The organism is Psychrobacillus sp. BM2 (assembly GCF_048572895.1).
In the GTDB taxonomy this organism is placed as follows: Bacteria; Bacillota; Bacilli; order Bacillales_A; family Planococcaceae; genus Psychrobacillus.
The window spans coordinates 4,237,662-4,250,465 of record NZ_CP183878.1; the positions used below are offsets into that span (position 1 = coordinate 4,237,662).

The 12,804-nt window shown below is 38.3% G+C and carries 13 protein-coding genes, 1 pseudogene and 1 riboswitch; of the genes and pseudogenes, 8 read left to right on the plus strand and 6 right to left on the minus strand.

Going from position 1 to position 12,804, the window contains the following annotated elements:
* Positions 1-65: 65 nt before the first annotated feature.
* A pseudogene (locus ACN6MX_RS20935) lies at positions 66-161 on the plus strand (GNAT family N-acetyltransferase); the annotation flags it as partial.
* Between the two features lie 361 nt (positions 162-522).
* Here the strand turns inward: ACN6MX_RS20935 and ACN6MX_RS20940 are convergent.
* From ACN6MX_RS20940 to ACN6MX_RS20965, 6 genes are all read right to left on the minus strand, one after another.
* Entirely contained in the window at positions 523-801 is a 279-nt protein-coding gene (locus ACN6MX_RS20940; RefSeq protein ID WP_419960644.1) for a hypothetical protein, read from the minus strand.
* Between the two features lie 59 nt (positions 802-860).
* Positions 861-1,502 (minus strand): response regulator, encoded by a 642-nt coding sequence (locus ACN6MX_RS20945; RefSeq protein ID WP_419960645.1) that lies wholly within the window; start codon positions 1,500-1,502, stop codon positions 861-863.
* Between the two features lie 4 nt (positions 1,503-1,506).
* Positions 1,507-2,565: a sensor histidine kinase gene (locus ACN6MX_RS20950; RefSeq protein ID WP_419960646.1), complete on the minus strand. Its 1,059-nt coding sequence runs from the start codon at positions 2,563-2,565 to the stop codon at positions 1,507-1,509.
* A complete protein-coding gene (liaF, locus tag ACN6MX_RS20955) occupies positions 2,562-3,263 on the minus strand; it encodes a cell wall-active antibiotics response protein LiaF (protein ID WP_419960647.1) in 702 nt (233 codons plus the stop codon). Before liaF ends, ACN6MX_RS20950 begins: the two co-directional genes overlap by 4 nt.
* Positions 3,264-3,620: 357 nt before the next feature.
* The gene (locus ACN6MX_RS20960) at positions 3,621-4,259 is read right to left on the minus strand and encodes a PspA/IM30 family protein (RefSeq protein WP_419960648.1); all 639 of its coding nucleotides are present in this window, start codon (positions 4,257-4,259) and stop codon (positions 3,621-3,623) included.
* A gap of 13 nt (positions 4,260-4,272) precedes the next feature.
* A complete protein-coding gene (locus ACN6MX_RS20965; protein ID WP_419960649.1) occupies positions 4,273-4,626 on the minus strand; it encodes an ABC transporter permease in 354 nt (117 codons plus the stop codon).
* Positions 4,627-4,831: 205 nt separating this feature from the next.
* Here ACN6MX_RS20965 and ACN6MX_RS20970 point away from each other — a divergent pair, with 205 nt between their 5' ends.
* The 7 genes from ACN6MX_RS20970 (at position 4,832) to ACN6MX_RS21000 (ending at position 12,341) form a co-directional block, all read left to right on the plus strand.
* Positions 4,832-5,920 (plus strand): metallophosphoesterase, encoded by a 1,089-nt coding sequence (locus ACN6MX_RS20970; RefSeq protein WP_419960650.1) that lies wholly within the window; start codon positions 4,832-4,834, stop codon positions 5,918-5,920.
* Complete coding sequence (locus ACN6MX_RS20975) at positions 5,920-6,522, plus strand: DedA family protein (protein WP_419960651.1); 603 nt, start codon at positions 5,920-5,922, stop codon at positions 6,520-6,522. The genes ACN6MX_RS20970 and ACN6MX_RS20975 overlap by 1 nt, the downstream gene beginning before the upstream one ends.
* A gap of 9 nt (positions 6,523-6,531) precedes the next feature.
* Positions 6,532-7,359, plus strand: a complete 828-nt coding sequence (locus ACN6MX_RS20980) for an undecaprenyl-diphosphate phosphatase (RefSeq protein ID WP_419960652.1) — start codon at positions 6,532-6,534, stop codon at positions 7,357-7,359.
* Positions 7,360-7,643: 284 nt separating this feature from the next.
* Positions 7,644-8,081, plus strand: a complete 438-nt coding sequence (locus tag ACN6MX_RS20985; protein WP_419960653.1) for a general stress protein — start codon at positions 7,644-7,646, stop codon at positions 8,079-8,081.
* Positions 8,082-8,257: 176 nt separating this feature from the next.
* Positions 8,258-8,436, plus strand: a riboswitch (cobalamin riboswitch).
* A gap of 233 nt (positions 8,437-8,669) precedes the next feature.
* Entirely contained in the window at positions 8,670-10,895 is a 2,226-nt protein-coding gene (locus ACN6MX_RS20990; protein WP_419960654.1) for a ribonucleoside-diphosphate reductase subunit alpha, read from the plus strand.
* Positions 10,883-11,338, plus strand: a complete 456-nt coding sequence (locus tag ACN6MX_RS20995; RefSeq protein ID WP_419960655.1) for a flavodoxin — start codon at positions 10,883-10,885, stop codon at positions 11,336-11,338. Before ACN6MX_RS20990 ends, ACN6MX_RS20995 begins: the two co-directional genes overlap by 13 nt.
* Positions 11,310-12,341 carry a ribonucleotide-diphosphate reductase subunit beta gene (locus tag ACN6MX_RS21000; protein WP_419960656.1) on the plus strand — a complete coding sequence of 344 codons (1,032 nt, stop codon included), beginning with the start codon at positions 11,310-11,312 and terminating at the stop codon, positions 12,339-12,341. The genes ACN6MX_RS20995 and ACN6MX_RS21000 overlap by 29 nt, the downstream gene beginning before the upstream one ends.
* The last annotated feature ends 463 nt before the right edge of the window (positions 12,342-12,804 follow it).

The following is a 12,804-nucleotide window of genomic DNA, read 5'->3' on the forward strand; positions in this document are numbered from 1 at the left end:
CTTTTTTGTTCGACTTTGTTCAAATCAGGACTCTTCTTTAACTAGCGTGTACTTTACTCCAAGAAGGAGTAAATCCAGGACGAGTATTTGTAGATGATATTGATTTGCCTACTACTGGACTTATTTGGTTAGGCAATAATGATGGTTTTATCTTTATTGGTGCTTTACTTTCAATAAGGAGGGATATTTGACTGAGAGGCGTAATAGTAGATAAAGTTAAATTGCAGAGGGGGAGAATATGTCCAAATATATTAGTATATTTTTCTTGACATTAATGGCTAGTGTAATTTTATTTTTTCTATTTGCTGGTGTGTTTGATGGCGGTGATTATGCCGAATCAGCGGTTTATACATTTGGTACAATAATCATTATACTTCTATCATTTTTGATTTCACTCATGTACTATTTAATAAATTTATTAAACAGGAAAATTTAGCTCTACTTTTACTAATGAGGTACTTTAGTAAAAAAACACAGAAAAAGTCAACAATCAACACTAACAGAACCAAACATAAAAAAGGATCACCATTTTCTAAAATGGTCATCCTTTTTTTTCATCGCATTTATTTCGTTTATTAAATAATCCAATTTACTTTGTATATCTGAGAGTTGCTGCTGGTTTACTTGCTTGTTTTGTTCTACACTCTTTTCTTCCTGAGCCAATTCGGAGAGAGCGATGCCTTCACCGATGGTTTCAATAATGTATCCGATTGTTACAACAACAGTACCTAAAAATCCAACTTTATCGGCTAGGTTAGTCGGTAGCTCATTCTCCGGCTCGTTAGGGTCTGGTGAGTTCATGCGCACTAACATCCTTTATGCTATCTTTTTACTAGCATATGTTGGCGGGAGCAAAAAAGTTATTTTTTTGTGGGAACTAATTTATGTTCAAATGCATAGATAACGGCTTGTGTACGATCACTTACTTCGAGCTTCGATAAAATATTGCTGACATGTGTTTTGGCTGTTTTTAATGCTATAAAGAGGGTGTTCGCAATATCTTGATTTGTTTTACCTTCTGCCATGAGCAATAGTACTTCATGCTCTCGGTCCGTTAAATCTTCATGGAGGGCGTGGTCTGATCCTTGGCGCATACGCTTCATCATTTTGTTTGTTACTTCAGGCTCTAATACCGCGTCTCCATTTAATGTTTTGCGAATAGAGTCTGCAATATGAGAGGCTTTCGACGTTTTCAACAAATAACTAATCGCACCAGCTTCAAGTGCAGGGTACACTTTGTCGTCATCGATAAAGCTCGTGACAATCATTACTTTTGCCTCTGGCCATTGCTCGACAATTTCGCGTGTAGCCTCTGCACCATTCATAATCGGCATCACCATATCCATTAAAATGATATCGGGTCTGTGCTCAAGTGCCATTTTCACCGCTTCTTTTCCATTAATAGCTTCTGCAACTACTTCCATATCTGGCTGAGCCTGCAAGTATGCGGAGACGCCGATACGCACCATTTCATGGTCATCGGCTAATAAGATTCGAATCATTTTCTCACTCTCCTTTCTCAAACTGGATTGTTTCAATATCTTTTTTCTCAATCGGTAACTTCACTTCTACAATTGTACCTTGGGAAGGAACAGAAACAATCTTACATGTTGCGCCGATTTCCACTGCTCGTTCCTGTACACTTTGCAACCCGTAAGAGCCATTTTTAGAATCAACCTGTTCAAACCCGACGCCGTTATCCTGAACGCGGAAGATAGCAAGATTATCACGTTCAACGAATAATATATCGACTTCCGTAGCATTTGCATGCCGCAATGTATTGGATAATGTTTCCTGTGCGATTCGAAATAAATGATCTTCGGCACCTTTCGATAATGGAACGTCTTCTAAGCGATAACGAATCGTGAAAAATACCTTTTCTTGTAATTCCATAAGCAACTCTTCTAAACCTTCCTTTAACGTTTTGTCATGAAGGGCTGCCGGACGGAGATGCAGTAATAGTGCGCGCATTTCTAATTGAGCCTGTTGTACAATTTTTTCGGTTTGTAGCAATGTTTTTGGGGCTTTTTCATGCTGTGCTTCTTCTATTTCTACCATAGTGGATAATAGCATCGATGCAGCAAATAATTGCTGAGATACGGAATCATGTAGCTCTCTAGCTAGTCGCTGTCTTTCCTGCACGATACGTTCCTGAATAACTTTATCTTGTGCTTCTGCTTTTTCATTTGTAATACGTTGTAATGTCTTGCGCTGTGTCATTATAAGTTGTTCTAGTTGAGTTGTCGTAACATGTAATCGCTTTGAGTAGGTATACTTTTTCTTCGCTGGTACAAATGTTTCTGCCGCAAGTAAAGGACGCAGGCTAGTATCGATCTTCTTCTCCTGATCTCGAACCTTTTGTAGCGTGTTCATTGAAAAACTAAAACTCATAATTGCAAGGATGATAATTATCCAAGCTCCAAAAGGAACCTCTGCATATTTTATTTCTAGTAAGGACCACCAAGCTTCTTCATTTGGCCAGCCCCATAGTGCATAAAGTAAAAGCGCTGCCAGTGTCAGCAAAATAGTGAAAATAGAGAGACCTTGCCCAAAAACAATCTTCATTTGCGAATCACCTCAATATCCCCAATCCAAGTAGATACGGTAATAACTAACTCTGAAGCGTAAGTGACGTCTTCTAAATAGCCATCTTTCACTAGAACAGATTGGTTCCATAACCGCTGTATACCGCGGCCGAAGATATTCGCCTCTCCAATAACAGTCGCGTAATGTAGTCTTACAGGAATTTCATACGGTACATAGATGGTTACTTTTCCAAGGGACTGACGAATGGAAATGAAGGAAGTACCCTTTGGTAATACCGTTTGAGTTACATCAATCACTTGTTCTCCATAAAAGCTCTGTACATGGACATCTTGCCACTCATAAGCATTAAATGGAGTCGTTTGAGAAGAAAATAATTTATTTTGAATAATACTATTCGGAGTTTCTTTATATACTGTGTCAAATGGACGAACCATTTTTTGAATAGGTTCATTTTTCCATAGTTTATACAGGATGTACCCCATTAAAGCGAGTAGTAGAAGTCGTAAGCTCCACATTGAAAAAACCGCTATGATTAAAAGAGTAAATCCTGACCAAAATAAAAATCGAGTACGTTTTCGCATGCTAAAATACATCATCCCGATGCCAAGAAGAACTAATACAATACTGCCATTTCCAAAAATTGTAGCCTCTATGAACATAAGGAAAACAAAACAAATGAGTATAAAAGCAAGCTTGTTTGTTTGGTTTTCTTTCATAATGAGTATTCCTCCTTCTTCGCATTAGGTGACCAACAGCCAGTTGGGTTGAGGCTCACAGGATGTGAGTCACATAGATGAAGCCACACGACGTGGCGTTTTCGTCTATGTTCTACATCGGGGCTTTACAGGCTGTTACCCAAGGGGAAATACAGCCTGTTAAACCGGGATAAGGATTAGTAAGGAGAAGGCGAATGCCTTCTCCTCTACTTAATACCTGCTAATCCTTCTATCTGTCTAGCTCCAGACGCCAGCTGCTCGATCACTTCAGACTTGCTGAAAAGGCAAAGGACGCCTTTACTTCAAGTCTTCCAGTGCCTTTCGCAGCAGAGCGGCGTCTTGCGCCTTTCTTCTAGTTTACACAATTTCTTCTTTCTTTTGTGCGTTTTTTTCTAACATTTCTAAACGTTGCTCCATCGAAGTGATTTCATGCTCTTTTTCAATCTTTTGTCCAAGGCGTTCGATGTATTGTTCCATGTCTTGGAATGTGCCGAAATTCTTTTCTTTTTGTTCTGGTTGTAGAATGCGATCCATTTGATGGTGTGCACGAGTTACATTTTCTTTTCCCATCAATTGTAATTGACGAACTTTCATGTCTTTGATTTTATGTTTCATTTCTTCGTATTTACGTTCTAATCCGAAAAGCTCTTCCGTTGTTTGGTGAATACTGTTTTGTAATACAGTGGCACGTTCTTCGTATGCGTTTACTTCAGCTAAAGCAAATGCTGCTAGGTCTTCCTCGCCGCTTGTAGTTGCAAGCTCTACTTGGTTTTTGCGTTTTTCAACCATTTGTAGAGTTTCAGTTAGTTCTTTTTCAAGTTCTTGTTTTAAATTTCCTTGGCGTTCTAACCATTTACCAGTTTGCTCTGTTTGTCTTTCTGCTTCACGAATGTATTGGTTTAGCATTGCAATCGGGTTTTTCTCTTCTTTTTTGTCAAATAGCTTGTGTAAATCTGCTTCTATTGAATATTTTAATCTGTTTAATAGTGATGTCATTTTGGTTTCCTCCTTATTTTGAAAGCTCGTTCCATTGTTTTTCAAAGTTTACAAATGGGTCATCTGTTTTAACGATTGGTGATGAAAAGCTAACTGCTTCGTTGTTCCATTTTTTCACTACATACCAAACTGCCAAAAATGCTAAGATAGCGAAGAATCCAGGTACGTTTACAACCGCGGTGATTAAACCAACGATACCTACGCTTGCCCAAAATATTTTCAAAAACGTGGACTCACTCTTTAAGTAAAAATGCACCCCAGCAAAGACGATAGCCGCTGAAACCCCAAGAGCTAAAAGTGAACCTAAGTTAACTAATGCTACAATCCCTGCGATAATTCCTAGTGTTAATAAACCAAACTTTTTCATATGTTTGTTCCTCCTCTCGTTTGTATTACTAGCTTATCAATTCTAAAAACAATTCCAAACGGGCTTAGAATCGATTTTCCTATCGGTCTAGAGGCTTAGGAGTACTAGGACAATTTCTGCTATACTTATGAAAAAGCGGTCAGGAATTAGTTTTGGTGCCTGATTTTTTGGTAAGTTAAAAATACATACATTGGAGAAATGCCACATGAAAAGAATCGCTGGAGTAGCAGTAGCAATACTCTTATATTCTGCCATTGTATTTTACTTTGGTTGGAACGTCGCCACTTGGTTAGAGTTATATATCCCTATAAATATATGGCTGTTTGGCATCGTCTGGGGACTAGTTGCTTTTGGATTTATCATTGGGAGATTCAGTCATAAGCTGAGACTATTTAGTATAGTAGGTTCCTATTGGATTATTGTAATGCAGTATGGGATTATCCTTTTTCCGATAGCGACCGTTCTTACATGGATTTTCCCGAGTCATTTAAACTTAATAGGGTGGATAGTTTTTGGGATTTTCATCTTCATATTAATATTAGGCACGTATAACGCATACACACCGGTTGTTCGAGAACTTTCTATAATGTTGCCTAAAAAGGGTTCCAAGCTAGAATCTATTAAAGTAGTGGTTGCATCTGATTTCCATCTTGGTTTATTATCCAATAGGGCGCATTTAACTAGATTTGTGAAAAAGGCAAATGCTGAGAAGCCGGATTTAGTGTTGTTAGCAGGGGATTTAGTCGATGATGATCCTATTTGGTTTGTTCAAAAAGGTATGTCAGAAGTTATGAAACAGCTCACTTCTACGTATGGTATATATGGGGTGCTTGGAAATCATGAATACTATGGAAAGAAAATTCCACTATTAGTAGAAGAGATGGAGGCCTCGAACGTTCGTATGCTTTTAGATGAAACTATTTTAGTGGCTGATTCGTTCTATTTGACAGGTCGTGAAGACTTGACGAATAAAAAAAGAAAGCAATTATCCGAGTTATCTCCCGAAGAAAGAGATTTACCTTGGTTTGTAATGGATCATACACCTTCTAATTTATTGATACCTGAGAAGGAAAAGGTAGACTTTCATGTGTCTGGCCATACACATCTTGGTCAAATGTGGCCAAATCATTTATTTACAAGAAAGATATTTGAATTAGATTATGGCTATAGGCAAAAAGGAAGTTTACATGCAATTGTATCTTCTGGGTTTGGTTTTTGGGGTCCACCTATAAGGTTAGGGAGCCAATCGGAGCTATGGTCAGTAAACATTAAGTTAGAGGATGGGGAAGTATAATGGAAGCATGGATTACAGACTGGATGAATCAGTTTGGTTATCTGGGAGTATTTTTATTAATTTTGGCAGAAAATATTTTCCCACCAATTCCTTCTGAAGTGATTTTGACACTGGGAGGATTTATGACAACGACTACGAGTATGACAAAGTTCGGTATTATTATTGCATCTACAGCAGGATCTGTTATTGGGGCAGCGATTTTGTATGGTATCGGATTATTGTTAGATGTAGAGCGTTTGGAGAAAATTGTAGGGAAATACGGGAAATTCTTAAGATTAACCATCAAGGACATACACAAAGCAGACGCTTGGTTCGATAAATACGGCGTATGGGCGGTGTTTTTCGGAAGACTAGTACCTCTTGTAAGAAGTCTTATTTCGATTCCTGCTGGTATGTCAAATATGAAGTTTGGGTTATTTCTTCTATTTACAACGCTTGGAACATTAATATGGAATACGGTATTAGTTTCAGTTGGAGCAGCGGTAGGAGATAATTGGGATGAAATTGTTGGATATATGGATATTTACTCCAACATCGTGTATGCAATCATAGCAATTGGTGGTATCGCATTTCTTATTTGGTATTTTAAAAAACGGGACTAAGGAGATCATATGGAAATTTTAGAGTTATTAAAAGCACTTATATTAGGTTTTGTAGAGGGAATGACAGAGTTTGCGCCGGTATCATCTACGGGACATATGATTATTGTTGATGATATGTGGTTGAAAACAGAAGAATTTTTAGGAAAATACTCCGCCAATACATTTAAAATTGTTATTCAGCTTGGGTCGATTTTAGCGGTAGTAGTGGTCATGTGGAAAAGATTATTTAGTTTAGTTGGGTTATATAAAATAGACACGGAAGAATCGAGCAAACAATTCAATCTGCTTCATGTTATTGTTGGTATTATCCCAGCTGGAGTATTAGGGGTACTATTAGAAAATTTTATCGATGAGCATTTATTTAGGGTGGAATATGTTATTTTCAGTTTGGTAGCTGGTGCTATTTTCATGATAATTGCTGACAAATTTGGACCTAAAAAACCGAGCATCGTAAGCTTGGACCAAATTACATATGCGCAAGCATTCAAAGTTGGTCTAGTACAATGTTTATCATTATGGCCAGGGTTTTCTCGCTCAGGTGCAACAATCTCCGGTGGGGTATTGTTCGGAATGAGTCATAAAACAGCAGCAGACTTCACTTTCATTATGGCTGTGCCTATCATGGCCGGTGCAAGCTTAGTATCTGTAGTGAAAAACTTTGATGAGATTAATATGAGTGATATGGGCTTTTATGCAGTAGGCTTTCTAAGCGCATTTGTATTTGCACTTATTTCTATTAAGTTCTTCTTAAAATTAGTTTCTCGTATTAAGCTAGTTCCATTTGCAATTTATCGCATTGTGGTAGCGATAATTCTTGCGGTAATTGTATTTTTTTAAACAAGATAGCAAATATTATTAAGTACTGCGTGAAGTGGTACAAAGCTATAGGGAAAAAAGCATTGCCTCTGGCAGTGCTTTTTTTAAAATTGCTCAGATTAGATATAGAGAATGGGTTTTCCTATATAATATTGGTACTGGCTATTGATGTTGAGATAAACATAAGATTGTGAAAGTGTTCACTTAAATTCTATAAAGAATGAAGCTTGAAGATGAAATGTGTCTAGAAAAATTAAAGAACGGGTAAAGAATACATAGTTGAAGCAAACAGGAGGTAATTTTTAATGAAGAATCATGTTATTGGCGTATACGAAAATGAACATCAAGTGTCCGAAGTTGTTGAAGATTTAAAAGAGAAAGGCTATACAACTGAAGAAATTTCAGTTATTGCTAAAAATACAAAAGAATTATCAGAAATCACACAGGAACTAAAACCCTCGACTAAGGATGGAGCCATTGCTGGAGCTATAACTGGAGGAGCAATTGGCATAGCGGGCGTGATAGCAGGGTTATCCACTGTATTGATTCCCGGATTTGGTGCTGTGTTGGCAGCAGGTCCTATTATTACAACAATTGGCGGAGCAGTTGTAGGGGCCAGCTCTGGTGCTGGAGGATTAAAGCATGCTCTTATGGAAATTGGAGTCCCAGATGATGAAGCAGAACGCTATTCTGATGAAGCTCAGGATGGTAAAATCTTGGTATTTCTTCATCCCAAAGAGTGAGGTCGGATTGAATGGCCTGATGTTTGCAAAAATAATGCGCAGTGATTTTAGCTAAAAGTCGTCGCTGAATCACTTGATGTAATAGTTTTCCTAGAGAATTGAGTAGCTTAAATTTAGGAGTTGCTCACTTAAACACAATATGTTAGATTATATAAATGAACTAAACACAATATATAGTATGTTAACGATGAAAAGGTACCTTTATGGTTTAAAAGGGAATTCGGTAAAATGCCGAAGCTGTCCCCGCAACTGTAAGTGTGGACGACTGTTGAATAGCCACTGCGAGTAATCGTGGGAAGGCCGGCAGAAGAGTGAAACACGAGCCAGTAGACCTGCCTCTTCATCGGTAAGCAACACTTTCTTCGGGGGTTGAGAGGTGGGAGCGAAGGCCTCTATCTCGAATGATCGATATGTCTTGTTGTATCCTACACTTTTAATTTTGAGCGATGGCTCAGCCGAAGATGGCTGTGTCATCGCTTTTTTGTGTTGAAGTTTAAAGGAGTTGGCCACATAAAAAGTGATAAGTACCACATAAAACAATTCAAGCATTACATAACCGCACTCGATTAAAAAATAGGAGGAATTCACATGACAATCATCTCAAACACAACTAAACAGGAAGTCCTACATAACCTAATAAAAGAATTTGGGGAGGAAAAAATTGCTCCTCTTCTAAAAACACATGAAAGATGGATGCAAAAGCACCCGGAAGGTACAATAGCTGCTTGGTCGAAGTCAATGTCTCTTGAAGCATTAAGTTTTCTCGATGAACAAGAAACGTACTGGACCTTTGTAGCAGCAAGAGTCCATTTAGCCGAAGTTTACGAACAAGTAGCTGAGAGAAGAAACACAACTACAAATGCAGTGTATACAGAATTTGCAAAAAATGTACAGCTATTAAGTGAAAAAGGCATTTATGACAAACGTCTGACACAAGCATATTCACTAGAGGAACTAGAGCAACTATCTGAAATCCTAGTACAGGAGAGAGATTATCTATTTACATATATTGGGCTGAAAACGCTATTGGATAGATATGTTGCTAAGGATTTCGACAAAACAATTGTCGAACTGCCACAAGAGCGTTGGCTTATAATTGCGATGACGCTTATGAAAGACGAACAAGAAAATCGTTTAGAGAAAATAAAAGAATCATATTGGGCAATGAGCAACCTGTTTATGACAGTAGCAACTCCAACACTTTCGAATGCAGGAAAACCACATGGACAGCTTTCAAGCTGTTTTATTGATACGGTGGACGATAGTTTGCAAGGAATCTACGATAGCAATACGGACGTAGCGACTCTTTCCAAATTTGGTGGTGGTATCGGTGTTTATATGGGTAAAGTGCGTAGCCGTGGATCATCTATTAGAGGCTTTGTCGGAGCTTCAAGCGGGGTACTACCTTGGATTAAGCAACTCAATAATACGGCAGTAAGTGTGGATCAACTTGGACAACGTCAAGGAGCAGTGGCTGTTTACTTAGATGTGTGGCATAAAGATATCTTTACATTTTTGGATCTACGTTTAAATAATGGGGATGATCGCCTTCGTGCGCACGATATCTTTACTGGAGTATGTTTGCCGGATTTATTTATGGAGAAAGTGGGTGCTAGAGAGGAATGGCATTTATTTGATCCACATGAAGTTCGTCAGCTAAAAGGCTATTCGTTGGAAGATTTTTATGATGAAAAACGAGGAGATGGTTCATTCCGCCAAAGATATGAGGAATGTGTCAGCGATCATCGGTTGTCACGGGAAACAGTTCCTGCTATTGACTTGATGAAGCGGATTATGCGCTCTCAGCTAGAAACAGGTGTGCCATTTATGTTTTACCGAGATGAAGTCAATCGTAGCAATCCAAACAAACATGCTGGGATGATCTATAGTAGTAATCTTTGTACAGAAATTTTCCAAAACCAAAGTGCAACAACATTCGAATCGATTCAAATTGAGGAAGATATCATTGTCACTCGTCGTAAACCTGGGGACTTTGTCGTATGTAATTTGTCTTCTATTAATCTAGGACGAGCAGTTCTGGCAGATGTATTAGAGAAACTTATAAAAATTCAAGTTCGAATGCTCGATAACGTGATTGACCTAAATATGATTCCAGTTCCTCAAGCCGAACGTACGAATTCTAGGTACAGAGGGATCGGTCTTGGAACATTTGGCTGGCATCATTTACTCGCACTAAAGAATATTCGCTGGGAATCGGATGAAGCTGTAGAGCTTGCGGATGCATTATATGAAAAAGTTGCTTACTTAACGATTAAAGCTTCTGCCGAGCTTGCAATGGAAAAAGGGGCATATCCATTATTCGAAGGGTCAGATTGGCAAACAGGAGTCTATTTTGACAATCGCAAGTACGACAGCCACTCGTGGAATGAACTACGCGAGCAGATAAGCAAAAGTGGAATACGAAACGGTTATTTAATGGCAGTTGCTCCTAATTCTTCTACGTCCATTTTAGCTGGAAGCACTGCAAGTATTGACCCTATTTTCCAAAAATCTTACTCAGAAGAGAAGAAGGATTATAAAATTCCAGTTACAGTACCGGATTTAAATTCCGAAACAACCTGGTACTACAAATCTGCTTATTTCATTGATCAGCATTGGACACTTAAACAAAATGCTGCCCGTCAGCGTCATATCGACCAAGGTGTCTCGTTAAATCTATACGTGCAAAATACAATAAAAGCAAAAGAATTATTAGATTTACACTTAGATGCCTGGAATAGTGGGCTGAAAACAACTTATTATGTGCGTTCCACTTCCGTTGAATTAGTAGATTGCGACTCTTGTTCAAGCTAATGAAGGCCATCATTTGTTATTTAAGCTATAGCGGAAATACGGAAGAAGTAGCGGAGCTATTAAAAGTGCAATTGGAAGCTGACGGCATCGATATAGATTTGTATAGCATTGGCTATGGAACGGTACCGAATTTGTTTGAATATGACCTTGTTTTTCTTGGAACTTTTACTTGGGATAAGGGAAGTACCCCGGAGGAAATGAAGGACTTTGCAAGAGAAGTTGGTGACAAACCCAATAATGTCTACGTCTTTGGCACTGGGGACACACAGTTTGGCGGAGATGACTTGTTTTGTAATGCTGTAAATAAATTAGTTCATTTCTATGAAAGTGTTTATCCGGGTTTGAAAATCGAACAATCACCGAGAGGTAGCCAGGAACAGCTGGTAACTAAATGGTTAAAAGGAGTTTTGGAGCATGCAAAAAGCAAAAACATTAGAACCTAGAAATCCAAATAAATCGACAGGAATTTTTAATGGTAGATCAAGTGGAATATTAAACTGGAACGATATTGCGTATCCCCACTGGCATAAGATGTACAAGCGCTTGCTAGGTAACTACTGGCAGGCAGACGAAATAAATATGTCCAATGATATTAAGCAGTTCGCAAGCCTTAGTCAGTCGGAGCAGGATGCTTATTTGAAGATTATTGGCTTGCTAGCAACATTGGATGCACCTCAAACACGCACTGCACTACTGCTATCGCTGTATGCAACCGACCCATCGGTTCAATCGATTATGGCAGTCATTGCACAGCAGGAAGCCGTACATAATGAAAGCTATTCGTATGTATTATCTTCCGTAGTATCACTTGATCAGCAAAATAAGGCATTCGAATTTGGGAGAACAGACAAGATTTTACTCAAGCGTAACCAAAATATCGCTAAGTATTATAATGACTTCGTAGAAAATCCTACGACAGAAAATATAGTAAAAACCTTAACATATACTACCTTGCTAGAAGGATTATTTTTCTATTCAGGTTTTGCTTACTTTTATAATCTTGCTCGCTATAACAAAATGGTAGGGACTTCTACAATGATCAGCTATATTAACCGAGACGAGCTAGAACATGGTCGATTTATATCGGAGTTGTTTAGAGCTACTCTTTCTGAAAATCCAGAACTAAATAACGAAGAACTAATCGGATGGGTATATGAGCAATTTAAAGAATCCGTAGAATTAGAAATAGAATGGTCGGAATATGTATTAGCTGATATTGAGGGAATCGAATTAGAAGAAATGCATGGGTATATTAAATATCGTGCCAACAAAATGCTACGTCTCATTGGGCTGGATGAAATCTATCCAGGATATGTAGATAATCCGATGAAATGGATACGTGCTTATGCAGATAATATTGATGGTACAAAAACAGATTTCTTTGAACAAAAATCGCGCCAATACGTAAAAGTAAATGCAATTGATAATGGCTTTGATGATCTATAAAAAGGAAAACGCATGGATGGTCACAAACCATTCATGCGTTTTTTAAAAAGATTGAAAAGTATATTGAAATGTCCGGTAAACACTGGGTCCATGTGACTTTAAAGGATGAATAATACTACTGATTTCCGTTACATGTGGACGCTCTCCGCGGGCGAGGCCGAGCCTCCTCGTTCGCTTCGCTTCCTGCGGGGTCTCGACTTTCTCGCTTATCCCGCTGGAGTCGCCACATTTCACTACAATTAATTTAAAGTGTAGTACTAAACTATAAGATTCAGCATCGCGTATCGCTTAGATGATAATAGTAGTCAAAGTAAATCTAGTAATAAATTCGTCTTTGAATTAAGAAATACGGTTCTGTAATGAGGATGATGCAAGTAGATTTTCTTTTATCTGGTCGAAATAAAGAGAAATAGTAAGTGTTTACCCAATAAAGAAGCGAGATAGCGAACGAAATTGTATCTTT

Coding starts and splice junctions, on each gene's coding strand:
- ACN6MX_RS20940 (WP_419960644.1), bottom strand. CDS start 801: ATGAACTCACCAGACCCTAACGAGCCGGAGAATGAGCTACCGACTAAC.
- ACN6MX_RS20945 (WP_419960645.1), bottom strand. CDS start 1,502: ATGATTCGAATCTTATTAGCCGATGACCATGAAATGGTGCGTATCGGC.
- ACN6MX_RS20950 (WP_419960646.1), bottom strand. CDS start 2,565: ATGAAGATTGTTTTTGGGCAAGGTCTCTCTATTTTCACTATTTTGCTG.
- liaF (WP_419960647.1), bottom strand. CDS start 3,263: ATGAAAGAAAACCAAACAAACAAGCTTGCTTTTATACTCATTTGTTTT.
- ACN6MX_RS20960 (WP_419960648.1), bottom strand. CDS start 4,259: ATGACATCACTATTAAACAGATTAAAATATTCAATAGAAGCAGATTTA.
- ACN6MX_RS20965 (WP_419960649.1), bottom strand. CDS start 4,626: ATGAAAAAGTTTGGTTTATTAACACTAGGAATTATCGCAGGGATTGTA.
- ACN6MX_RS20970 (WP_419960650.1), top strand. CDS start 4,832: ATGAAAAGAATCGCTGGAGTAGCAGTAGCAATACTCTTATATTCTGCC.
- ACN6MX_RS20975 (WP_419960651.1), top strand. CDS start 5,920: ATGGAAGCATGGATTACAGACTGGATGAATCAGTTTGGTTATCTGGGA.
- ACN6MX_RS20980 (WP_419960652.1), top strand. CDS start 6,532: ATGGAAATTTTAGAGTTATTAAAAGCACTTATATTAGGTTTTGTAGAG.
- ACN6MX_RS20985 (WP_419960653.1), top strand. CDS start 7,644: ATGAAGAATCATGTTATTGGCGTATACGAAAATGAACATCAAGTGTCC.
- ACN6MX_RS20990 (WP_419960654.1), top strand. CDS start 8,670: ATGACAATCATCTCAAACACAACTAAACAGGAAGTCCTACATAACCTA.
- ACN6MX_RS21000 (WP_419960656.1), top strand. CDS start 11,310: ATGCAAAAAGCAAAAACATTAGAACCTAGAAATCCAAATAAATCGACA.